Annotated in this window: 21 protein-coding genes and 1 riboswitch; of the genes, 9 read left to right on the top strand and 12 right to left on the bottom strand. The window is 50.2% G+C overall.

The window, feature by feature from the left end; genetic code table 11:
- Positions 1–144 precede the first annotated feature (144 nt).
- From VIS48_02710 to VIS48_02695, 4 genes are read right to left on the bottom strand one after another with little or no spacing between them, the layout of a single operon-like run.
- A complete protein-coding gene (locus VIS48_02710) occupies positions 145–1,260 on the bottom strand; it encodes an efflux RND transporter periplasmic adaptor subunit (protein HEY9165054.1) in 1,116 nt (371 codons plus the stop codon).
- 28 nt (positions 1,261–1,288) lie between these two features.
- Positions 1,289–1,630 carry a hypothetical protein gene (locus VIS48_02705; GenBank protein HEY9165053.1) on the bottom strand — a complete coding sequence of 114 codons (342 nt, stop codon included), beginning with the start codon at positions 1,628–1,630 and terminating at the stop codon, positions 1,289–1,291.
- Positions 1,631–2,080, bottom strand: a complete 450-nt coding sequence (locus tag VIS48_02700) for a zf-HC2 domain-containing protein (protein HEY9165052.1) — start codon at positions 2,078–2,080, stop codon at positions 1,631–1,633.
- Positions 2,070–2,699 carry an RNA polymerase sigma factor gene (locus VIS48_02695; protein HEY9165051.1) on the bottom strand — a complete coding sequence of 210 codons (630 nt, stop codon included), beginning with the start codon at positions 2,697–2,699 and terminating at the stop codon, positions 2,070–2,072. Before VIS48_02695 ends, VIS48_02700 begins: the two co-directional genes overlap by 11 nt.
- Before the next feature lie 58 nt (positions 2,700–2,757).
- Between VIS48_02695 and VIS48_02690 the strand changes: the two genes are divergently transcribed.
- From VIS48_02690 to VIS48_02675, 4 genes are read left to right on the top strand one after another with little or no spacing between them, the layout of a single operon-like run.
- Positions 2,758–3,705 carry an ATP-binding cassette domain-containing protein gene (locus VIS48_02690; protein ID HEY9165050.1) on the top strand — a complete coding sequence of 316 codons (948 nt, stop codon included), beginning with the start codon at positions 2,758–2,760 and terminating at the stop codon, positions 3,703–3,705.
- The gene (locus VIS48_02685; GenBank protein ID HEY9165049.1) at positions 3,695–4,408 is read left to right on the top strand and encodes an ABC transporter permease subunit; all 714 of its coding nucleotides are present in this window, start codon (positions 3,695–3,697) and stop codon (positions 4,406–4,408) included. Before VIS48_02690 ends, VIS48_02685 begins: the two co-directional genes overlap by 11 nt.
- Positions 4,405–5,991 (top strand): GldG family protein, encoded by a 1,587-nt coding sequence (locus tag VIS48_02680; GenBank protein ID HEY9165048.1) that lies wholly within the window; start codon positions 4,405–4,407, stop codon positions 5,989–5,991. The genes VIS48_02685 and VIS48_02680 overlap by 4 nt, the downstream gene beginning before the upstream one ends.
- A complete protein-coding gene (locus VIS48_02675) occupies positions 5,975–6,874 on the top strand; it encodes a DUF4340 domain-containing protein (protein HEY9165047.1) in 900 nt (299 codons plus the stop codon). Before VIS48_02680 ends, VIS48_02675 begins: the two co-directional genes overlap by 17 nt.
- On the opposite strand, the gene VIS48_02670 is transcribed toward VIS48_02675, so the two are convergent.
- Positions 6,850–7,671 (bottom strand): hypothetical protein, encoded by an 822-nt coding sequence (locus VIS48_02670; GenBank protein HEY9165046.1) that lies wholly within the window; start codon positions 7,669–7,671, stop codon positions 6,850–6,852. The genes VIS48_02675 and VIS48_02670 overlap by 25 nt on opposite strands.
- 24 nt (positions 7,672–7,695) lie before the next feature.
- Positions 7,696–9,717 carry a (Fe-S)-binding protein gene (locus VIS48_02665; protein ID HEY9165045.1) on the bottom strand — a complete coding sequence of 674 codons (2,022 nt, stop codon included), beginning with the start codon at positions 9,715–9,717 and terminating at the stop codon, positions 7,696–7,698.
- Positions 9,718–9,804: 87 nt separating this feature from the next.
- On the opposite strand from VIS48_02665, the gene VIS48_02660 reads away from it, so the two are divergent.
- The 5 genes from VIS48_02660 (at position 9,805) to VIS48_02640 (ending at position 13,364) form a co-directional block, all read left to right on the top strand.
- Positions 9,805–10,509 (top strand): SDR family oxidoreductase, encoded by a 705-nt coding sequence (locus tag VIS48_02660; protein HEY9165044.1) that lies wholly within the window; start codon positions 9,805–9,807, stop codon positions 10,507–10,509.
- Between the two features lie 118 nt (positions 10,510–10,627).
- On the top strand, positions 10,628–11,473 hold the full coding sequence (locus VIS48_02655; GenBank protein HEY9165043.1) for an AAA family ATPase: 846 nt from the start codon (positions 10,628–10,630) through the stop codon (positions 11,471–11,473).
- 35 nt (positions 11,474–11,508) lie between these two features.
- A complete protein-coding gene (locus VIS48_02650) occupies positions 11,509–12,402 on the top strand; it encodes a ParB/RepB/Spo0J family partition protein (GenBank protein ID HEY9165042.1) in 894 nt (297 codons plus the stop codon).
- Between the two features lie 4 nt (positions 12,403–12,406).
- A complete protein-coding gene (locus tag VIS48_02645; GenBank protein HEY9165041.1) occupies positions 12,407–12,778 on the top strand; it encodes a RidA family protein in 372 nt (123 codons plus the stop codon).
- Entirely contained in the window at positions 12,765–13,364 is a 600-nt protein-coding gene (locus VIS48_02640) for a DUF5683 domain-containing protein (GenBank protein ID HEY9165040.1), read from the top strand. The genes VIS48_02645 and VIS48_02640 overlap by 14 nt, the downstream gene beginning before the upstream one ends.
- Before the next feature lie 10 nt (positions 13,365–13,374).
- Here VIS48_02640 and VIS48_02635 read toward each other — a convergent pair whose 3' ends face one another.
- The 6 genes from VIS48_02635 to VIS48_02610 form a co-directional block, all read right to left on the bottom strand.
- Positions 13,375–14,817, bottom strand: a complete 1,443-nt coding sequence (locus VIS48_02635) for a sodium:solute symporter family protein (protein ID HEY9165039.1) — start codon at positions 14,815–14,817, stop codon at positions 13,375–13,377.
- A 6-nt stretch (positions 14,818–14,823) separates the two neighbouring features.
- Positions 14,824–15,447, bottom strand: a complete 624-nt coding sequence (locus VIS48_02630; GenBank protein HEY9165038.1) for a thiamine diphosphokinase — start codon at positions 15,445–15,447, stop codon at positions 14,824–14,826.
- A gap of 7 nt (positions 15,448–15,454) precedes the next feature.
- Positions 15,455–18,022: a TonB-dependent receptor gene (locus VIS48_02625; GenBank protein HEY9165037.1), complete on the bottom strand. Its 2,568-nt coding sequence runs from the start codon at positions 18,020–18,022 to the stop codon at positions 15,455–15,457.
- Between the two features lie 65 nt (positions 18,023–18,087).
- Positions 18,088–18,192, bottom strand: a riboswitch (TPP riboswitch).
- A 268-nt stretch (positions 18,193–18,460) separates the two neighbouring features.
- Complete coding sequence (locus VIS48_02620) at positions 18,461–21,697, bottom strand: hypothetical protein (protein ID HEY9165036.1); 3,237 nt, start codon at positions 21,695–21,697, stop codon at positions 18,461–18,463.
- Between the two features lie 153 nt (positions 21,698–21,850).
- Complete coding sequence (locus VIS48_02615; GenBank protein HEY9165035.1) at positions 21,851–23,017, bottom strand: transglycosylase SLT domain-containing protein; 1,167 nt, start codon at positions 23,015–23,017, stop codon at positions 21,851–21,853.
- Positions 22,995–23,699 (bottom strand): TIGR00730 family Rossman fold protein, encoded by a 705-nt coding sequence (locus VIS48_02610; GenBank protein HEY9165034.1) that lies wholly within the window; start codon positions 23,697–23,699, stop codon positions 22,995–22,997. Before VIS48_02610 ends, VIS48_02615 begins: the two co-directional genes overlap by 23 nt.

The raw sequence follows: 23,699 nt of genomic DNA, 5'->3' as shown, positions 1-23,699 counted from the left end.
CAGTAGGGCAAGCATCTCTGCGGAATTCGTGAACCACCGTCGGCGACACATGGAAGTTCGGAGAACGCGAAGATTACTCAAGAACTGTTCTCTTCTCTCCCAATCTCGAAATTCCTTGGTCCGCTTGAATCCCGATTATCGAAGTCATCTCGTCACTCTTACCTTCATTCCGTTATTTACCAGGTCCTGACCGACTGTCAAGATTCGATCGGAGTCGCTAATTCCTGAAAGGATCTCATCACGGTTGTCCTGTGAGATTCCTACTTTGACATAGGTCTTATGAACCGTGGTATCTTTCGCCAGGATATACACAAAGCTGCCCGAATCATCTTTCATTACATCCTGAACAGGTAAGACAAGAGCATTGTTCTGCTGCGCAAGGACCAGGTTTATGTTTGCAAACATACCCGGCTTCAGCAAATGCTCTGAATTGTCCAGGTCGACTTCTACCGGCATCGTTCTAGTTGCAAGATCAAATTGCTGGCTCACTCTTGTGATAATTCCTTTGAATACCTGGTTGGGGTAAGCGCCGACAGTGACATCGGCTGCTGTGACATTCCCCAGGTGTTGGACATCGTCTTCCAGGACATTCACCATGATTTTGACTTTTTGTATTTCAGCAAGTGTAAACAGCGTCGAACCTTGTGAATTGGTCGATGAGGTGACATATACGCCCGGGTCGAAATAGCGCCTTGTTATATATCCGGCAAACGTTGCCGTGATCCTGCAGTAGCTGAGCTGTGTAGCCGCGTTCTTGTAATTTGCTTCCGCTGCCCCCTCCTGAGCCTCAGCCACTTTGTACGCGGTCTCTGAATTGTCCAGGTCCTGCTTCGCAATAAGGTTTTGATCAAGCAAACTCTTGTTCCGTTCGTACGTGATCTTAGCGTTCGTCAGAGTCGCCTCTGCCTGCATGTAGGTTCCTCTGGCTTGTCCGACGTTTTCTGAATAGATAGTAGTGTCGATCAGCGCGAGCAGCTGTCCCTTCTGAACGTAGTCTCCGATATTGACAGATTCCACCTCGAGGTTGCCGTTTACCTTCGGATAGATGTTAGCCGTTTGATAAGCTTCAATATCGCCCGTGAACTGAATTGTTCTCGAGATGGAGCCGCGCTGACTGGTCGCGACTTGGACCACCGGAATCGGTCTTGCATTCCTTATCGGATCACTGGCATTGGCCCTGATCCTGAAATAAGAGAAAAGCGCAAGGAGAATTACTACGACGGCAATAAAAGCGAACGCGCGTTTTCTGTTCTTGCTCATTTAAGATCCTGTTTGCTGATAGAATTACTTACTGGTTCTGCTTGTTCAACGCCTGCAACCTGGCTTGCTGTTCGGGGCTCAATATTCGGTAAATCATCTTTCTCGTCGAGTCGGCTTGCATGTGCATCTCAGAATTAAACTTATCTCTGATTATCTGAAACTTAGGGTGAACCTCTGTGACGATAGAATCGAACTCCTGCCGCTGTGTCGTGCTGAGCTGGAGCTCCTTCGTCATGTAATTGATATACCTCGATTTCTGGAAATGAGAATTGTCACGGTGGAAGTTTGTACTTTCGATGAAGTACCCTGCGATCCCACCTGCGATCATTGAAATTATGATCGCGATCCACAATGTCTTCCGGGTAATCACCTACTTACTCCTCAGAGCAATTTCAACTACTTGATCGTTGGATAGATTGGACGGTTCGAGAGAAAGCTGTTCGGTAGTTGTGAGTCCTCCGACCATTTCGACAGGCGCGATCCTCGGCGTCGGCGAAAACAGCTGAAGCCCTAGAAGGGCTATCGCCAGAAGCGTCACCAGGCTGATGGCAATATCACCCAGTGCCTCGGGCATTTCCTTCGCGACGGAAGTTTCTCGCTCAGCTCTCAACGATGTCAAGACTCGATAGTTAAAAGTCTCATCGAGCTGAACAGGGTAGGCGCTTCCGACAAAAGCCTTGAGACGGAGAAGGCCGTTAGTCTCATTTGAACACTCACTGCAGGTTACAATGTGGTTCTCGAAGTCCTTTCTCTCGTCAGTCGATAGTTCATCGTGAACAAATCTGTCGGCAAGATCGTGATAACGACAACTATTCTTCATAGTTGAGCCTCTTAGCTAGTTTTAAGCGCAAAATTTGTCTCGCGCGAAAGACGCGAGTCTTGGCAGTACCGACACTGATCTTCAGCGATTTCGCAATCTCATCGTAACTCATCTCGTCAATTTCCCTCAAGGCCACTGCCACGCGGAGGATTGGGGGAAGGCTCTGCATTTCCTCTCTCACAATACTGACAGTCTCCTCTGAGTCGTAAATGTTGACCGGATTGCTGGCAGTCCCGGTTTGGACTTGCTCCTGCGGCCTGTCGTCATCATCCTTAGAGAAGACTTCCGAAAAGTTGAAGATCCGCTTTACTTGCTTCCGGCGAATTTCGTCGCGGCACAGGTTTACAGTTATTCGAATGAGATACGTGTAAAATGACGAGTCCCTCCTGTACCGGTTGATCGAATTGAATGCTCTGATAAACGCCTCGTGTGAGACCTCCTCGACGTATTCTCTACCAAGGATGGAGTATACGGTCGCAGCGATTTTGTTTCTGTAAAGCCGGATGATCTCCGAAAACGCCAATTCGTCGCCTTCGACCGCTCTATCGAGAAGTTCTCCTTCAACACGCTTATCATTTTGTCTCTTCACAATAGACGAAGCCGGCGGCGCCTGGTTCATTTTTTTCTGCATTTCAGTGTTGACAATTTTGCTCAACAGGGATAAATTTGCAACCGTTATGAGTCTTAAAGTCGCGGAATTGACAAGATTATTCGGTTCCACTCCCGCAGTGGACAATATCTCATTTGAGATAACAAACCCGAGCGTGGTAGGCTTCCTCGGACCAAACGGAGCGGGGAAGACTACCACCATGAGAATCATAACCGGCTTCCTCGCGGCCTCTTCTGGAGCCGTATCGATCGATGGAGAGAATGTCACGACGGATTCCGTCGGACTCAGGAAGAAGATAGGTTATTTGCCGGAGAGCAACCCGCTTTATACCGAGCTGGAAGTGCAAGAATACTTACGCTTCGTAGCGGAGCTTTCGGGATTAACCGACGCGGAAGTGAAGGAGAGGCTTGCCTTCGTGACCCTCCGGTGTGGTTTGAGGGACGTGCTTTTCGATCCGATCTCCCATCTTTCGAAAGGTTTCAGGCAGCGGGTCGGTCTCGCGCAGGCAATCATCCACGATCCACAGATATTGATTCTTGATGAGCCGACTTCCGGGCTCGACCCGAACCAGGTGATCGAAATACGGAATTTGATTTCGGAATTGGCAAAAGAAAAATATGTAATTCTCTCCACTCATATTCTCTCGGAGGTTCGTGCACTTTGCGATCGGGTGCTGATCATAAACAAGGGGAAACTTGTACTCGACGCGACTTCCGACGAACTTCAACACAACAACGCAGGCAGCATCATACTTCGCCTGAAAACGACCGCGCCGGTCGATTCGGTCAAATCAATTTTCGAGATTGCATTTCACCCTCGCAGGATTTCTTCTTACAAAGAGAAGGGAAGCGTGATAATAGAGCTGTCGATCGATGATGACGAATCTGCAAGAGAGAGGATATTTGATACATGCGTCGGCAACGGCTACAAGATTCTGGATTTTTCCGGAGCCGGCTCAGATCTGGAAAAGGTATTCAGGGAATTGACAATTGGATCGGAGGAAAGTGAAAAGTAGCGGTTTCGTTTCGATCGTGAAGAAAGAGATTTTGATTTCTCTGAAAACTCCCACGGCGTACGTCGTCATCATCGTCTTCCTCCTTATTTCGGGATACCTATTCGCGGACAGCCTGTTCCTGTCGAATGTGGCGACACTCCGGCCATTCTTCTCGCTTACCGAAATCCTGTTTTTGTTTTTCGTACCGGCCCTCACGATGCGAGGATTCGCGGAGGAGTTCAAGAACGGAACGATAGAGGTGCTTTCAACTCATCCGGTAAGCAGGGGACAACTGATCACGGCCAAGATGGCATCGTGCTATGCGATTGTCATTGCTGCGCTGATCCCAACCATCTTATACTATATAGTAATAGCAACGCTTGGTGATATTGATACGGGTGCCGTTCTTGCAGGCTACATCGGGATGCTGTTTCTCGCGGCAAGCTACGTCTCGATAGGGATCTTTGCTTCGAGCCTGACTCAAAACCAGGTCGCGTCTTTCATAATTTGCCTCTTCATCCTTTTCATCTTATTCATCCTGGACAAGGTGACGGCATTGACCGCGGGGCCTGTCGCCTTCGTTCTCCAGTACGCGAGCTCCGATTTCCATCTCGAGAACTTCTACAAGGGCGTCGTCGATCTAAGGGACGTTGTTTATTTCGGCGGTGTGATACTTTTGTTCTACAGCCTCACTTCAAAATGGCTGGAGCTCAGATCGAAATGAAAAAGTCCTCGAGAGATTCGATTGTTCAGCTTGTTCTCTATTTTGCGGTAGTCGTACTTGCCAATGTGGTTGCGAGCAATCTTTTCCTAAGGATCGATCTGACAAGGGACAGAGTAAACACTCTCTCATCTGCGACTGAAGCACTCCTGAGAAGTCTTAAGGACAACATGATTGTGAGAGTCTATTTCAATTCGGATCTGCCGTCACCATACGTGAATAACAGACGGGCTCTGGTCGACATGCTTCAGGAACTTCGCAGCCTTTCGGGAGGAAAACTGGAATACGAGATCTATGATCCTACCAGCGACGCCGATGTCAACAAGGCGATGTCCGATGGTATCCCCCAGATTCAGGTGCAGGTTGTAAACAATGACAAACTGGAAGTGAAACGCGCATTCATGGGGATGGTGATCGAGTACCGCGCGAGAAAACAATCCTTACCTGTAATTGAGGATCTCTCAAACTTTGAGTACGAAGTAGCTTCGAGAATCGACAGGCTGATCAATCCGAACCGGAAGACGATCGCGATCGCTCAAGGGAACGGCGAGCCGGCCTTCTCCGATATCCAGAAAGCCCAGGACGCTTTGACTAGTCGCTACATCCTTCTCCCGGTGAATTTCTCCGCCCCTGTTCCTGACAGCGTCTCCGCTCTGATTCTGATACAGCCCACCACAATTTTCGCGGACTCTCAGCTTTACAACCTCGATCAATACATGATGAATCGCGGAAGGGCGGCTTTCCTGATGGGCATGTCGAGCGCGTCGATGCAGAGCCAGTACGCATCGGATCTGCCTTTAAATCTCAACGGTGTATTCGGATCATACGGTTTCAATATTCGGAAAGATCTTGTGCGGGACGCCGCTTGTGCATCAGTATCGGTGATGCAGCGTGAGGGGGGCTTCACCATACAGACCGCGCTACCGAATCCATACATCCCAATCGTGAGCAACTTCGATAAATCATTTACCGTCACGCAGAATCTACATCAGATTGTTTTTCCGTTCGCGAGCGAAGTGGATACTTCATTTGCACACGGGCTCCATCTGAACGTAACCCCTTTTGCCTTCACGAGCGATCACAGCGGCATCCAGACCGGTTTTTATAACCTTGATCCGACCGTCCATTTCACCCAGGACATGTTCCTCGACCATCACCTCTTGCTCGGCGCGGCGATAAGCGGAAAGATTCACACCGCCGTATCCGACTCGGATCGCTTTGCGATAATGAATCCCGACAGACGCAAGGAAGGAACTGAGCGAATCGTGGTGATGGGAAATGGAAATTTTATACGGGACGTCTTCTTGAGCAATCCGGAAAATCTTTCAGTATTCTTGAACACTGCCGATTATCTTGCCGACGATCTCGGGCTGGTTTCAATCCGGTCGAAATCGTTCCTGCCGCCGCCGTTGAAGCCAGTTTCAGAGGGCGCGCGTGCAACAACCAAAGACTCGATTATCGCAATCCCCCCACTTCTTGTTCTCGTGCTCGGTTTGGTATACTGGCGTAGGTCCGTAAACCGGCGGAAAGCTTATCAGGCAAGTCTGGCGGATGATGAAGAAAACAAAAATGAAGAAGTCAACTAAGATTCTCGTGGCCGCGGTTCTTGTTCTGGCCGCCGGCTACTTGATACAGAGATTTACGTCCAGGACTTCAACTACCGCCCGCACCCATTTATTTGCCGGTCTGGATACATCGACCATCAATGAGATATCTCTGGACGGCCGCTTCGCAATCAGACTGAAGAGGGAGCAGGGAAGGTGGATGCTTGAATCGCCCGTGGCCAATCCGGCGGACCAGGGGCAAGTTGAAATGCTTCTCTCAAAGATTTCCACCGACCCTTCAGGGTTTGCAGTTGCTAGCGACTTATCTGATACTGCCGCGTACGGTTTTAGATCCTCGACGTTGACCGTTAAGACGAGCGGGGGAAAAGTAGTTTCCTTGAATATCGGAGGCACTACTCCTGATTTTGAAGGATGTTACGTCCAGGTCGCGGGCGAATCGAAGGTGCTCGAGTTGTCGGAAAATCTCAGAACGTTCGTCGATGAACCACTGAAGGATTGGCGCGAGAAGCGCATTTTCACTGCCAACCTGTCTGATCTTCAGTCTGTCGAGTTTGAAGTTGGCGACACTCTGTACCACTTCGTAAGGCAGGACACCGTGTGGGAAGTTAATGGACGCCAGCTGCCATCGTCCAGAATAACTGAGCCGACCGAAAGCCTTGTAGGGGTTGAGGCAATGGACTTCATCGACTCAGTCGTTTCCGCCGCGAATACCCTCGTAGAATTTGAGTTTTCGGAGAGCAGCGGACGCCAAGTCTCGGGCAAGATATTCAAAGTAGCTGAGCTAGATTGCCTGTCCAGCTCAGCCACGAATCAAGTATACGTGGTGAGTCCCACGCTTCCAGAGAACCTTCTCAGGTCACTGAGACAAATCCGGAAGGACTACCTCACTAGAAAGAGAGAGTAGTTCGTCTTCTGTGTCATCGGTATGGTCATTGCGTTTTCACCCGAGGTTGCCATAACGATATTCTGATTCGAGTCGCCGCTTACTTTAACAACCCGGCCGTTTCCATAATCGAAGTAGGCAGTTCCTGTCACGGTACCTCCGCCGTCGATTGCGAGGTCCATTCCCTGAATTGTCGCTGCGCCCTTCAGCTTGACTTTTCCGGTATATTCAATTTTCGCGCACGTAACACCGTCAATTTCCTCTTCACCCGTCAACTTGTAATCAGTGTCGGTGTTGACCAAAATCTGTCCCTGGCCGCCAGGCGTAAGAACGGTGTCGTCCTTTTTCTGATTCCATGTTGATCCGGATGACACCTCCTCGGCCGGCAGCTTGAAAAAGAAATTTCCCAGATCCCGCAACTGTCCCGCCTGCGAATTCGCGAATGTGGTGTCGAGCCACTTTGACGAGATTTCCTCTCCGTCCGGGTGGATGTGAGTTTCCTTCGTCTTGCCGACAGCAGGGGACGGGGTCTGTGTCGTGTCGCCGGTCGACAGGATCGTCTTGTTATTGCTGGAATCGACCGTGATATCGAAGACGAGCTCATCACCGCTCTTTGTGCTGGACACAGTCATGCTTTGATCCGACACGATCTGAGCAGTAGACTCCTGTCCCATCATAGACTGAGTGGTTCCGAGGAGAGTATGGGCCTTGTAATGCAACGGCACACCGCCGGACGACTTGTACTCAAGTTTGTGCTGGGCCATGACGCTCGCACTGGCCATAAACATGATCACTAACACGATTGCACGTGGTTTCAATTTGCCTCCCGTTCTATGTTTTGTTTAAGATGTTGCAGAACTCTTTAGCTGCTCTCCTCCGGCTGCTTCCAGTAACAACTCGGCGATATCCTTTACTTGCACTGCAGATGCTTCCTTTGCCTTCACACCATCTGTCAGCATCGTCATGCAGAACGGACATGCTGAAGCGATGACACCTGCGCCGGTCGCGAGTGCCTCCTCCGTTCTTTCGATGTTAATTCTTTTGCCTGTTGTCTCCTCCATCCACATTCTTCCGCCTCCCGCACCGCAGCACAGCCCTTTATCCTTCGTGCGCTTCATCTCGACAAGCTCCACGCCGCCCATATGCGACATCGCTTCACGAGGAGCATCGTAAACGCCGTTATATCGTCCGATATAACAGCTGTCGTGATATGTGATCTTTGCTTTCTGGTCTGCACCAAGTTTAAATTTGCCTGATTTGATCAACTCATTGATAAGTTCTGTGTGGTGGAGTACTTCGTAGTTGCCTCCGAAATCCGGATACTCGTTTTTCAAGGTATTGAAACAGTGAGGACAAGAAGCGACAATCTTCTTTACTTTGTGTTTGGACAGGGTCTGAACGTTCTCTTTGATAAGTGTTTGTGCCAGATACTCGTTCCCGCTTCTTCGAGCCGGGTCGCCCGTACATTTTTCCTCGTTGCCCAGAATGGCGAACTTAATTCCAGCTCTCTTCATTATTTCCGAGAATGCCCTCGCGACTTTCTGATATCGTGCATCGAAACTCCCGGCGCAACCGACCCAGTAAAGAATATCGAAATCATCGTTGACTTCCGCCGCGATGGGTATGTCGGATCCTTCCGTCCATTTCGCGCGGTCACGCCAGTTGAACGCCCACACGGAAAAGTTATTCTCGAGATTACGATATGCCGCACCCAACTCAGTCGGGAATCGCGATTCGTTGAGGACAAGAAACCGGCGCATGTCGACAATAGAATCCACGTGCTCTATCATCACCGGGCATTCTTCCATGCACGCCCTGCACGTGGTACAAGCCCACAACTCTTCTTCGCTGATGAATTTGTCGACGATGTGTGAGTCGTCCACATTTTCGCCGGCCACGATCGCCGGAGCTTTCTCCATTGTCCTGCGGCGAATGTCGGTGATGATCTTCCGAGGCGAAAGCGGCTTGCCCGTAATGTTCGCCGGGCAGACTGAGTCACATCGACCACACTCAGTGCAGGTGTAGCCGTCGAGGAGCTGCTTCCACGACAGGTCCTCGATATCGCCTGCACCGAACCGCGTTATGTTCTCGGCCTCGAGGTTGAGCATCTTCAATTCTCCACGCGGCGCAAGGCTTGAGAAGTAGACGTTAAAGAACGACGAACCGATGTGGAGATGCTTCGAGTAGGGGAGATAATTCAGGAACCCCAGTACGAGTAGAACGTGGAACCACCAGAAGAGCTGGAAAATAGTTTCCCGGGTCGCAAGTGGGTAAACAAAAAAGATACCCGAAATGGCGCTGGAGAAAATTCTTGATCGGGCGTTTAAGGTGTCGGAAGCTCCCGCACTTGCGGCTTCGATGGAAATATGCGCCGCGTTTTGAAGGAACATGGTGATCATTATCAGGAGGATGAGACACAGGATCACGTTAGCGTCGAATTGGGAATGACCCGCCATGCGGAGACGTTTGACATGAGCGATGTTTCTGCGATATAACGCTACGATGACGGAGATGACGACCAAGGCGCCCATGATATCTTGCATGAAGACAAGTGGAGAGTAAAGAATTCCCAGGAACTTAAAGGAGAGGTCATTTCCAAACCCCTGGAGGAAAGTCTCAAGTATCGCCGTCAGCAGGATTACGAATCCCCAGAATATGAAAAAGTGCATCCAACCGGCTAGCGGCTCCCGGAGTAGCTTTTTCTGGCCGAGGGCAATTGTAAGTACTTTCCTCAGCCGTTCAAGGGGACGATCGAATCGATCTTCAGGTTTGCCGGTCTGTAGATAGCGCACCAATCTCCTGACATTGACCAAAAAGAAAATGAGTGCACCCGATAAGACCAACGCGAAAGCGGCCAGTTTCATTCTCGCCGAAGCATCATTTAGAAAATATATCGACATGCGCCAATACAATCAATTGAAGGCGAGTATTCACTTGAGTAAATTTTACAAATGCGGCTCAAGGACAAGGTAGCGATCGTAACGGGCGCATCCCGCGGCATCGGCAGGGGAGTTGCTCTCAGGTTCATTGAAGAGGGGGCAAAGGTTGTGGCGGTCGCGAGAAATGTCGCACTTCTGGATTCTCTGGTTGTCGGAGTATCAGGAAATGGTTCAAGAGTGAAAGCAATCGCGGCCGACATTTCAAAAGTGAAAGACTGTGAACTCGTGGTCTCGGAAACGATGAATCTTCATGGGCGGGTTGACGTTCTTGTCAACGCGGCCGGCTTGCTTGGTAATCGCGTCGGCCTTACATCCGTCTCGGTCGCGGAATGGGAAGAGATATTTGCAACTAATGTCACCGGGAGCTTTCTCTTGAGCAAGCTCGCTGCAATTGAAATGCTGAAGCAGCGGCGGGGTTCCATAATCAACGTGACATCGGGCGTGGTTGCTCGACCTAATCCTAACTGGGGGCCGTATCTCCCTTCAAAGTTCGCAGTTGAGGGAATGACCCTGATGTTGGCTGAAGAGTTGAGAGACACTGGTGTGCGAGTGAATATGGTCGATCCGGGGCGGACAAGAACGGACATGATACGAAAAGCCTATCCCGATCTCGACCCGAACTCGCTGAAGGAGCCCAGCGAAGTTGCAGAATCTTTTGTGTTCCTTGCCTCGGATGAGTCCCGGTGTGTCACTGGCACACGAATCCGGGTCGCATAGAATCTATCTTGATTACGGACGATCTTTTATTCCTGTCGATTTATTGAAAATCAGAACGGTTAGATATATATTTCGTTCAAGTGATTTATCCCACAGGAAATAACATTCTGACGGCAAAATGGGAAGAGTAATAGCTGTCGCGAATCAGAAGGGTGGCGTCGGCAAGACGACCACGACAGTCAATATTTGTGCGTGCCTGGCCGCATTGGAACATAAAGTCCTTCTCGTCGACATAGATCCTCAGTCGAATGCGACGAGCGCCCTCGGCTTCGACAAGAATGAGCCGCACACGAGCACATACGGAATGCTCATAGGTTCAACGAACTCCTCCGAGGTGGTAAGGGAAACGTCACTGGGCTTTCTCAAGCTGATGCCGTCCGATATCAACCTGGTAGGTGCCGAGATTGAGCTCGTGGAAATTGAGAATCGAGAATCGCTCCTGAAGAAAGCGTTGGCCGAAGTCAGGAATCAATACGAGTACGTGTTCATCGACTGTCCTCCTTCACTGGGTCTTCTTACTGTGAACGCACTTGTCGCGGCTGACAGTGTCTTGGTGCCGGTCCAGACTGAGTACTTTGCTTTGGAAGGTTTGGGACAGCTTCTAAATACTATCGCCATGGTCAAGCGCAATCTGAATTCGACACTCGAGTTGGAGGGGGTCCTCCTGACAATGTTCGATTCGAGGCTTAAATTATCGAACCAAGTGGTCGAAGAGGTCCGCCGATATTTCGAGAAAATGGTTTTTAAAACCATTATCGGCCGCAACGTGAGACTCAGCGAAGCGCAAAGTTTTGGAAAGCCGATTATTCTTTACGATGCCGCCTCGCTAGGTGCCAGGCATTATATGGAATTGGCGCGTGAGCTACTGGAACGCAACTCGATAAACCTCAAACCGGACCCTCAAGTTAGGAAGGTGCCGGCTGAGACTCCTATCGTCAAGAATAGAGAAAACTCAAGCGTATGAAATCTAATATTCGACTTGGTCGTGGATTAGACGCATTGATTCGGAAAGATTCTGGGCATGTCGAGAAATCGGTTTTGGATGTCGCCAAGGTCCATGCGCCAGATTCGATATCGAAGATCGCGGTAGGAAGGATCAGCGCAAACAAATATCAACCGAGGAAAGAATTTCACCGCGAGAGTCTCGAAGAACTCAAGAGCTCGATCAGGGAGAACGGGCTTGTCCAGCCAATCACGGTAAGACAGGTGGAGGAAGGGAGATTCGAGTTAATATCAGGTGAGAGACGACTCAGGGCGGTCATTGAGCTGGGTTTCGAGGAAATCCCCGCATACATTATCAAAATCGACTCGGATGCTAAGCTTCTTGAGCTTGCTTTGACCGAGAATCTTCAGCGCGAGGATCTCAATCCTATCGAGATAGCGACCGGCTATCAGCGACTAATTGATGAATGCGCGCTGACGCAAGAGAAAGTTGCCGAGCGGGTGGGGAAGGATAGAGCAACGGTAACGAACTTCCTTCGACTCCTGAAGTTGCCGCCTCAGATTCAAAAGAGTCTTGCGGCAGGCGAGGTATCCGCTGGTCATGCCCGCGCCCTACTCGCGATTGAGGATCAGAAAGAACTGTTCAGGGTGTTTAACAAGATCGCGCGTGAGAAATTGAGCGTTCGGCAGGTTGAGCAAGAAGTAAAGCGAATCCTTATCCCGAAAATCAAGGCATCGTCCAGACCGGCGGAAATGAGCTCGGTGGATCAAATGCCCTCGAGAAAGGACATAATCGTATCAGACCTAATAGATAAATTAAAAAGGCACTTAGGCACACAAGTGAAGATTAACTATAGCGAGAACAACCAGGGTGAAGTGAGGATAGAGTTTTACAGCGAAGAGGATCTTGGTCGCGTCGTTGAGCTGATACTCGGAGATCGGGAGGAATGAACCGGTGAAGACTCTCAAATCAAAAGAGGCGCCTGAACCGATCGGTCCATACTCACAGGCTGTCGAAAGCGGCGGCTTCCTTTTCCTCTCGGGTCAAATTGGTTTGAAGCCCGAAAGCGCAGAACTTCCCGACACTCTGGAGGAACAGACGCGCCAGATAATCAAGAATATTTCGGCGGTTCTGAATGCCGGCGGTTGTTCACTTTCAGACGTGGTGAAGACTACCGTTTATCTGAAGAATATGTCTGACTTCGCCAAGTTCAACGCAATCTACGCTGAGTATTTTAAGAATAATCCTCCCGCTCGAAGCACGGTTGAAGTGTCGGGCCTTCCTAGAAACGCACTTATTGAGATTGAGATAATTGCCCGGAAGTAAAATAATTCGATCATTACTTTTGATCTGTATCCTTCTGATTTTGTTCGCTCCGCTCAAGGCGTCAAGTCAGAGTCTGAACGACAAGATCGTCACAAGTAACTGTCTAGACTTGAGAGAGGCGCTGGGCCTATCGGCCGCGATCCCCGACACCACATTGGCCGGCGTCAGTTTCTCAGGCGATACTGAGGCAGTAAAAGAAAAACTGAAATCTCCCCTCGTGGCAGTTCTCCTTTCAGCCGTCATCCCAGGAGGAGGCCAGGTCTACAACGGCAGCTATTGGAAAGTGCCGGTGATTTTCGGGGTCCAGGCGTTCTTCGTTTCACAGTGGATCTCAAACAACAAGAACTACAAGAACTACCGATCTCTTTACAGCCAGCACACGGATAGCACAGCTCTATTGAGTGAAAGAGATATGTACCATGACCAAAGGGATTCATATGCGTGGTACATCGCAGGTGTGTACTTGCTGTCAATGCTGGACGCCTATGTTGACGCCGAACTATCGGGTTTTGACGTCTCTCCGGGTCTTTCCGTGTCTCCGAATGGTCGCGTGAGTGTGGCTCTGTCCCTCAAAAAGAGTTTTTGACGGCAGCCTGTTACCCTCGTGTGATTCCCGTTCTCTTGTTTAATTTCTTGTCCACCAATCCGACGGCATAAAACACCGCAGAGAGTGTGAGTCCCGGATACATAGGTTGTATGCCGAGCATGTAGGAAGGTGAGAGCGAACTGCCGTTTAGCAGACCGACGGTGAGCCAACACATCGATGTCAACCACCCGAAAGTCATCGAGAGAAAAATGTATTTCCCTGAAACACGCAGAGGACTGAAGTAACTGGTCACGAGTGGAATCAGGAGTCCTGGGACGAATACGGTGCCGAGATCGTACCACATGGCGATCACCGAAGGAATAAAGAGGGAGATCGCAATCGAGATGACCGCGGTCGCGAAAATTCCTATTCTCGAATATTCTAATATCTTTTTCCTCGAATCAATTCCAACATCAGCAGAATGAAGCATCCTGTAGAGGATATCTTTTCCGATAGTTACTGCGGAGATGAACGTCAGGCTCTCCAGGCTCGACATGATTGTCGCGAGCATGCCGACATAGAACAACCCCTTGACGAATCCGGGAAGCACCACTTCTGCAAGCGCTGGGTATGACATTGCCGGCTGAGCGAGTCCGGGTACGATTGCGCGGGCGTATAATCCTGTTGTGGAAGTCATGAAATCGAAAAAGAACCAGAAAGCAATTGAGGTTATGATTCCATATCTCGCGACGAATGCTGACTTCGCGGCGTAACATCTCTGGTGAAATGCCGGATCGATCAAAGTCCAGCTTGCGATGAAAAACCAGGCGATTATGTACTGCCATGAGTTTCCTCCCGTGAGAGTAAGATGCCCGGCAGGGACATGCGACCGTATGAAGGGAAGACCTCCGTAGTTCAGAAAGCAAAATGGAAGAATGATTCCGAAGCCCACATACATCAGAAGGAATTCGAGTGTGTTGGTTCTTACATCCGAGTGAAGGCCGCCTGAATATAGATATACCACAGATGCAGCTGTAGCGAAGGTCACCGATGCAGCAAGAGACCAGCCGAAAAGCATTTCTACTATTATTCCCACCATCAGCACGTACGGTGCAGGAGTGACTATGAACAGGGTTAGGAACGACCCCATTGTGGCGGTCGGATTCCCGTAACTTTCCCTGAGTTTATCCGGAATCGTGTGAAGCGCCGCCTTATGGACTCGCGGGGCAAGGAAGATCGCGAAAAGAAGCGCAAAGAAGTAATATGGCGCGCCAAAGATGAACCAGTTGGAAATCCCGTACCTGTACGAAAACTCCCCGACACCGAGTATCCCGCCGTACCACGTCGATACAAGAGTGGCAACGAATATCGGCAATGTGAGACTTCGTCCTGCCACCAGGTATTCGTCGATATGACCGTGCGCCCTCCTTGCCGCCCTGAAGCCGACGAATACCACAGCTACGAAATAGACCGCCAGTACTGTCCAGTCGGCCGGAGAAAGAGTCGCCTTCACCAACGTTCAGACATTTAGCATGACTAAAACGGTGCCGCGGTGGACCTCGACGCCAACCTGTCCGTTTACAGAATAGTTGCTTATCCCACGACCGCCTTTGGCGAGTCTCTCATGGTCCAACTTGTAGAATAGACCCGTGGTTGTAACTACCGTCTCGTCCTCCGTGGCAATTACGGATATCGTCGTTCCGGGTGGAACTTCTCCTTCATACCGTTCAGTGACGGGAAACAGAATGTACGATTCATCGGCCAGAACTATCGTGCACTTTCTCGAGAAGGCGCAGGCGATTTCGATGTTGGCGAGCGTATGGTCTATTCGGCCACCTGAAAACGCGGTGACCATGAAATGATCGCATCCCTTACCAAGCAGGAAATCAAGTGTCTTTTCGAGATCAGTGTCGTTCTGCGATTCTACTTTAACGATTTTAGTATTCTGAAGGTTACCAAGACCTGGGTCCAGCGAATCCAGGTCGCCGACAATGAAATCCGGTTTGTACCCGAGTGATATCGCAATACTTGCTCCACCGTCAGCACATGCCACCAGGGAAGGTTTCGGCAAGAGAGATTCTAATCGCGCTTTTGATTGCGAAATCCCATTACAAAACACGAGGACAAAGTTTTCGAAGGTCATCTTGGAATCACAGATTGATTGAACAATTCAAAAAGAAATTTCGCTCGGCTGCCGGATAAAAGTAGATTCCTTCGCCGTGGGCGATGTAGATGGTATTAAACAGATTGTTAACGTACAATTTGAATTCGACTGCAGAAAATGCCAACGCGTTCCTGATGGTATAGCTTATCCACGCGCTCATCACGAAATAAGGATCTATCTCTCTCGACGAAAGTTGGAAATCGTCAGTATATTGAGAGCCGACATACTGTCCCAACAGCATTAATGAGAAATCGCCTGTCGAGTACGTCGCTCGAATGTTACCCAGCAAGTCGGGAAATCCTGAAATCCTGTTTCCGTCAAGGAGGATCCCAGCCGCAACCGGGTTACCATCTGCGTCTGAGTACGCGGTGAAATTAATGAGACGATTTCGGCTGAGAGTGAAGTTACCATACAAGGATATGTTTTGGTTGACGGCCCAGTTTGATTCCAACTCGAGGCCGACATGCCTCGTTCGCTTAGCGTTTCCTGCGATCGGTTGACCGTACTTATCAAGCAAGCCGTTTGAAATTAATTCATCGTAAAATTCCATCCAGTAGGCAGAGACACCGAGCGACAGCTGAGCGGAATGGTAACCATAACCCATTTCAAAGTCGTTGAGAGTTTCGGGTGTGACAAGTGGGTGACCGAAATTAATCGTGCTGTCGGGGTTCAACCCGAAATGGGGAATCTCGCCGCCGCTCGATTCATCTGCGTTGTAGATACTCGAGAGCTGGGGTTCATGCGATGTACGGCTTGCGCTTGCGTATATATTTGATGTACTGGATAGATCGTAATTGATCCCGATGCGCGGGTTAAGAAAGTGGTACGGCACTGTGAAACGATTGCCCACAAACTTTTCTCCGTAAAATAGGTACTGCTTAAATTCGTATTCTAGGTCGACCATCGCGGTAGTGCGACTTGCAAGCTCATACAATTCATGGCCGTAGAAAGCCGCGACGTCGGTTCGTGCGTGCCACTCGTTGTAACGGAAGTCGAGAGGGAAGTCGGCAGGCAGGTTGTCGGCGGAACGAATGCTCGCCCAGTGGTCTGAAAAGCTGCGGTTTAACTCTGAGCCGAGGACAAGTGTGCCATTGTCGTGCTCAAGCGTGATCCTGGGCAGCCAACCGAATTGCTGCAGGTCTTCGTATGCGTGGATCAGCGCGTCAGTGGGGTTCTGAACAGGGCTAAAACCATTCTGGTAAGTCATCCGGAAATAGCTGGTGTCTGCCCAGGAACCGTCATAGTCGAAGAACCCGGATCCGTCGACGACAAAGAAGGAATTATTCAGGGTGACTGATGGAGAAATTTTCCATTCATTTAATAATTCAATGTGTGGCTGGGAAAAATTTTCTACTTCCGGCTGTCTCCTCGGAACTGCAAAGACTGTGTCGCGGCCATCGGCGGAAATGTACCTGGTCGCATGTGAAGAGTAACTCACCGAGTTACTGTCTGCACTCCAATCATCCCAGTTCTGCGTTCGCAGTGTTCTGTCGAGCGCTGCGAATTTGGGTAGTCCAAGATAAGACAGACCGTCCGCGATCGGCCCCCCGTATATGTTTATCTCGGTAGTCGCATCATCGTCGTACCTTGTTGCGTTTAGGAAATAGCTGTCAAGATTCACCCAGGAATCCTGTCTGTAGCCATCGGACAGCGTCTTGGCAATGTGGGCATAGAATGAGTAGCTTTCTGAAACGATGCCCGAGCTGAACGTCGCCGAGTATTTCTGGATTATCCCGCTCGAGCTGGGACCAGACTCGCTTGATAAAATAGGGGACACGAATTTGATGTCACCGGGACTTCCAGTCGTGCCTATTCCAAACGTGACATTCAGTTTTTTCTCGCTTGAGAAATTTGAGGTCAGGAGATTTATTGATCCGCCGATCGCCGGTGGTCCATAAAATTCGCTTCCGGCGCCACGTTGAACCTGAACCGATTGTGTGCTTGACTGAAGATCAGGCACATCGATCCAATAGACGTTATGATCTTCCGGATCATTCTGTGGGATGCCGTTTATCATCACCGAAATCCGGCTCTGATCGAACCCTCTCATGGTGACATAACTGTATCCGACGCCTTCACCGTTTTCTGAGTACTGGATCATCGATGGAAGTTGAGACAGGATGACGGGCACATCTTGCACAATGAACTGATCCTGAATAGCCTTGCGGGAGAGATTGGAGAACGTCACCGGTGATTTTCGTTCGCTGGCGATTTGAGCTGTTACCAGAACCGGCTGCAACCTGTAGGTCCTTCGGGAAATAATTATAGTAAGTTCTGGTCCCGGCACCGTGACATTTGTGTCAGCGGACGAATAACCGTCCGCGGAGACGATGAGCTTGTACCCGCCGGAACCAAGGCCCGATAACCGAAAGTGGCCGGCAGAATCAGCACGAGTGGACAGATTTGATTGAGCTATTCTGACGATGGCATTGCCGACGCGACCTCCATCTGCGCCGTCAAGCACTGTTCCAACAATGGAGTAGATCTGCTGGGCTTGGACTGAGGGTACTCCTAACAACATGAAAAGAATAGGTGTAATTATCCGCTTCTTCACTGGTTTTCCTCAACTAAAAAAGCCGTTTCCGAGTGCTGGGAGCCAGCAGACAAAAACGGCTTCGAGGAGAGCAAGGTCCATTTTCCTCCGCTGGTATTACCCAGATCAGGTTCGTAGGGTTTATCTCAGCCGTCCCGTACTTGCTCGGGACAGCACCCCTAACGGACAGAGGAATCTAGGAAAGCTTCGGCAGAGAATCAAGAACGTGCTAACGAGAGGAGAGATATTATTGCTCGCGTAGAAGATTCAGCCCAGTCACGGATCGGAGGGGAGAAGTAAATTAATGCAGGAAGAAGCAAAGAAGCTTCAAAGGGCGAGGCTGCGCATGAGAAGAGGTAGAGTAACATAACACTGATTCTACAACCACCACTTACGCATAACCGGGGAGGCTGGATCCGTCTCATCTTTCGGCCAGCCTCTCCGCCTTGCAGCTCTTTGTTACTTCTTAAGCTCGATTACAGGTCCTGCAAATATTGTCGGAGTGCCCTCAGCGAGTGCCGACCTGTTGAAGCTTGGTATGTCAACGGTCAAGATGTCGTTGAACCGGTTCAAGTATTGGCTGAGTTTTACCGTCAGCTGAGTTAGCATCTCCAAGGCTATGTCTGACGGCGGCCCGTCGTAAGGCGACATGAATGCGTACATGATCCCGGTGAGGCTAGAATGAAAATCCGTAAAGGCGTGGATATCGTCCTCGCCAACCTCGTGCTGGATCGTGCCGTTGTATATGGAATCCTTTATGGAGGCGATCGACTTGCCCAATGAGTCAAGCTGAGAACTTATCGATTTATATTTGCCGGCCCGGGTTCCTTCTTCGTCAGTCGCGAGCGACTTCTTGATTGTGGCTATTTGATCCTGGAGTGATTGGGTTCGATTGAGAAGTTCGTTGAGCGCATTAATATTTGTTCGGGCTTCGAGGCCCGATCGTGCATTTGAAGTGAAATATTCCACCGGGGCCTCAAATCGCGGATCCGCGAGAACTTGGGCATCGGTGGATTGAGTAACTCCAGCAGCCGATACCACAATCTTATACATGCCCGGCGAGACAAGTGGGCCCGACGTTGTGAACGGATTCGCACGAGATGCCTCGGCTGAGCCTATCTTCAGAGGAACAGGACTCTGATATCTCATGTTCCATACGAATCTGTTGAACCCCTTCTTTGCAGGGCCGTACAGCGTTGCAATCTGTGTCCCTGATGTGTCCTTGATGTCTATTTTCACCGGCGTCTCGTGCTCGCTTTTTTCCGACTTGGTCGTTGATAGCGTGTCCTTGAGATAATAGTCGATTATTACGCCGTGAGGTGGATTGGGCGCCGAATATGTGCTAAGATCGTTGAACGCATCCTTCCCCCACACGTGGTACGCGTAGGATGGGATTGCAGCAGATAAATGAAATGCGTCACTTTCCTCCGCCTCATTTAGCTGTTCAAGGTTTGAAATGTTGTCCATGATGAAAATGCCGCGTCCATGTGTTGCGGCAATCAGGTCATGAGTCTGTTTTACAAACTTAAGGTCGTAGACAGAGACCGACGGAAAGTTGGTTCTGAATTGATTCCATTCCCTTCCGTTGTCTGTTGAAAAATACATGCCGGCGTCTGTCCCAGCAACCAGAAATCCTTTTCTGTTCGGGTCCTCTCTTACGACATGCACAGGATCATCCGCGGGCAATCCCGTTGAAATGGATGTCCAAGATTTTCCGTAGTCGGCAGTCTTGAATACATACGGCTTGTTATCGTCGAGCTCGTGCCTGTCGACTGCGATATAACATCCACCATTATCAATTGGAGACGGGGCAACCTGGTAAACGCGTCCCCACTCGGGTAGATGAGAGACATTCTTCGCGACTTCGTCCCAGCTCTTTCCGCCATCTCGCGTAACCTGGACCAGACCATCATCTGTTCCCACCCAAATGACATTCGAATCTAGTGGAGAAATCGCGATCGATAGGATCGTATCGTAATTTTCCGCACCGCTGATGTCGAGATTGACTTTTCCGCCGCTCGGGATTTGTTTTGATTTGTCATTCCTCGTGAGATCGGGGCCGATGACGTCCCAATGTTGTCCGCCATCATCAGTTTTGAAAAGCACGTTGGCTCCGAGGAAGACCTCGTTCTCGTTAGTCAGTGAAACGGCAATTGGAGTTGTCCAGTTGAATCTGTACTTTAGCCGCGATGGAGGCATATCCGGTGCGTCATACAAGTACGGACGGATGTCTCTAGAGATCCCGGTCTTGACATTGATTCTGGAGAGCCAGCCGTTCTGCGATTCGGCATAGACTATATCCGGGTTGCTCGGAGCCGGGACGACATACTCACCGTCGCCGCCTGCAACGGTGTACCAGTTCTGGCCTGTGATACTTCCTCCGTACAAATTGTTCGAGGTGCCGTACCACGCATTGTTATCCTGCAATCCTCCGCCGAGATTGTATGGATTGCTGTCATCCGTGGCAACTTCATAAAACTGTTCAATCGGCAGGTTGTTGAGGAACCGCCATGTCTGTCCCTGGTCCGCAGAAAGATAAACGCCGCCGTCATTTCCAATGATTATGCGGTTCGGGTCGGACGGGTCGATCCATATGTCGTGGTGGTCGACATGAACTCTCCCGTTGACGCTCTTTACAGTTTTGCCGCCATCGGTCGATTCGGAAATCAAGAACGACAGAAAGAAGAGTCGGTCCTCGTTCTCAGGAGAGACAACGAATCTCGAGAAATAAAACGGCCGAACGTCCAGAGTATGATTATTAGTAATCATATTCCAATTATCTCCGAGATCTTTCGAATCCCAGAGCATACCCTCCTTCGATTCTACAAGTGTGTAGATGTGATTCGGGTCGCTCGGCGCCGCTGCGAGCGCGATCCGGCCGAGAGGTCCTTTCGGCAATCCTTCCGTTAAGTGTTTCCAAGTTGTACCGCCGTCGGTAGACCGATATATGCCGCTTCCCGTTCCGCCGTCGTTAAGTGCCCAGGGATAACGCATTACCTGCCACATCGCCGCGAATAGAACCTTTGGGTTTCCTGGATCCATCACGAGGTCTGAAGCGCCGGTCGTGTCATTAACGTACAAGACTTTGTCCCAAGTTATTCCGCCGTCGGAAGTTCTGAACACTCCCCTGTCAGGATTTGCGCCCCAGGCATGCCCGATGACGCCGACAAAGACGACGTTGGGATTAGTGGGATCGATCACGATCCTTGATATCTGACCGGCATCTTTCAGTCCCATTGATTCCCAGGATTTTCCCGCGTCAGGAGAGAAATAGACTCCCTTTCCTGTGATTATATCGTTCCTCAGATTCGCTTCGCCTGTGCCGACCCATACGTAATTTGGGTTGGACGGAGCCAACGCAATCGCTCCGATCGAGAGACATGGCTCCTTGTCGAACACGGATTTCCACGATATGCCGCCGTCGATGGTTTTGAAGACGCCGCCGCCGGCGGCTCCAACGTAGTAAATGTTCGGCTGTCCAGCGATTCCGACGACTGCGCTGACCCTTCCACCTGCAGCTGCCGGCCCGATATTCCGAAATTCAATATTCTGCAGAACGTCCGATGTATCCTTTTGTGGCATGCCGATGACTGGCGCGAAAGCCGATAAAAAAAGCGCGATAAGTAAAAGCACTGGATGCGACCAAGCGATTCCGGGCTCGGCCACTGCCCCGTTTAATGGTGTGTTGATTGACATCGTCCTCCTCCTTCTCAATGTGGGAATTTTCTTTCTCACTAAGTATTCGTAAGTGAGACTTATGTTGGCGCCGGATCAATCTTCATTTTCTTCTTCTGCCTTGTACGACCTTAGCTGAAAGTCCGCCGATCGGAGAACGGTGTTTCTAACTCTTCATTTTTCAACCGCCTGGCTGTCAAGGTAGATTCTCAACCTCTGCCCGGCGTGGATCGATGTTCGTTTGCCCATTCCGTTCCATTCTCTGATATCTTTCGTATAGATCCCGTATCTTTCAGCTATCCTTTCAAGAGTGTCACCTGGTTTCACGAGGTAAAGGAATGCCTGTGAGGAGGACTGGCGCGCGCCTGAGACGGATGTCGTGTCGTCAATTATCGGCACAGCACTTGTGAACACGACCGGCTGCGAATATTTCGGAAGCTCAACGGCCCACGTTCCAATCGGGAGGCTCCTGTTCACGAGCCAGGGGTTCAGATATTTTACTTCCTTGTAGCTGGATCCCTGTTGGCGCGCCCACGTAGCAATGTCAGGAATTCGAGCAACGACGACGAGCTTCGTTTCGGCAGGCGGATAAAAATCTGACTCGGTAAGATCAAAGCCGTAAGACTGATAGTGTTCCATGATCTGCTTGATCGCCGCAATTCTGAAGACGAATCTGTAGGTTTCATCGTTCAGGTATAGGCTGTAGTAATTCCTCACCATTTGGTAGTCCAGGCTTGATTTTATCCCACCGCCACCCATGTTGTATGCAGCGGCAGCGAGCGACCAGCTTCCAAAAGTAGTACGTAAGTCGTTAAGGCATCTGAGCGCCGCCTGCGTTGCTTTATGGAAGTTGAAACGCTCGTCGACGTACTCATTAACTATGAGTCCATACCTCCTCGCGGTGTCGTCTGTAAATTGCCAGATTCCTGCCGCATCTTTATTGGAAATGAGATTTCTCAGCGCGCTTTCCGCCACAGCAAGATATTTGAGATCCTCAGGCAGATTCATATCCCTGAGATTCTGTTCGATGAAGGGAAAATATTTTGTGCTTCGTTTGAGATCGAGGATAATCTGAGCGTCCGAGAGTTCCACATAGAACGCCTGTTCCATCCGCTCCCGGACATCAGGTATTTCCAGCGGGACCCGCTCGCCGCAGAACTCAAGTGAATCGGGAATCCTGTACGATGAGAGGCGACTCACGTGTTGTGGGTTCATGATGACTTGCGCGCGCGCGTCGGCAACCAAATGGTTATGCAGAGCTAACCCGACGCCGGTCGCAACGAGAAATCCAACAGGCAATATTAGTTGCAGGGGGTGCTTAGAAATTCGTGACGTAACCATGACGTATCCCAAAATCTTTTATAATTGTAACTGCTTCATCCGGGTCATCGCAAAGATGGAACATCTTCATATCTTCTTCGGCAATACATCCTTCGGCGAGCGCAGTTTCTTCCATCCAGAGGAGGAGCTTCTCCCAGTATTTGCTTCCCATGAGGAGGACAGGAAACTCTCTTGTCTTTCTCGTCTGGATCAGCGTTATCGCCTCTGAAAATTCGTCAAGAGTTCCGAAACCGCCCGGCATCACCACGAACCCCTGCGCGTATTTTACAAACATCACTTTTCTTACGAAGAAGTGTTGAAAAGTCATAAGCTTATCTTTGTCTATGAAATCGTTCGCCTTCTGTTCGAAGTCGAGCGCGATATTCAGCCCGATGGACTCTCCGCCGCCCTCTCGAGCACCACGGTTGGCCGCCTCCATCAAACCACCTCCGCCGCCGCTTACGATTGCATACCCGGCTTTCGCGAGATCGTGTGCGACCTGACGAGTCAGCTCATAGTACCTAGAACCGGCCTTCATCCTAGCCGATCCGAATATGGAGACCGCCGGCGCGACCCGGCCCATCAAATCAAACCCGTCGACAAACTCGGACATGATCCGGAATATTCTCCAGACATCCCTCTGGCGTGCCTCCAGCATCGACATCCGATCGTTGTTCTGAAAATGATTTACTGTTGTGCTCAT

The organism is Candidatus Kryptoniota bacterium (assembly GCA_036567965.1).
In the GTDB taxonomy this organism is placed as follows: domain Bacteria; phylum Bacteroidota; class Ignavibacteria; order Kryptoniales; family JAKASW01; genus JAKASW01.
Note: the sequence above shows the minus strand (reverse complement) of the source record. Positions and strands in the feature narration are given on the sequence as shown.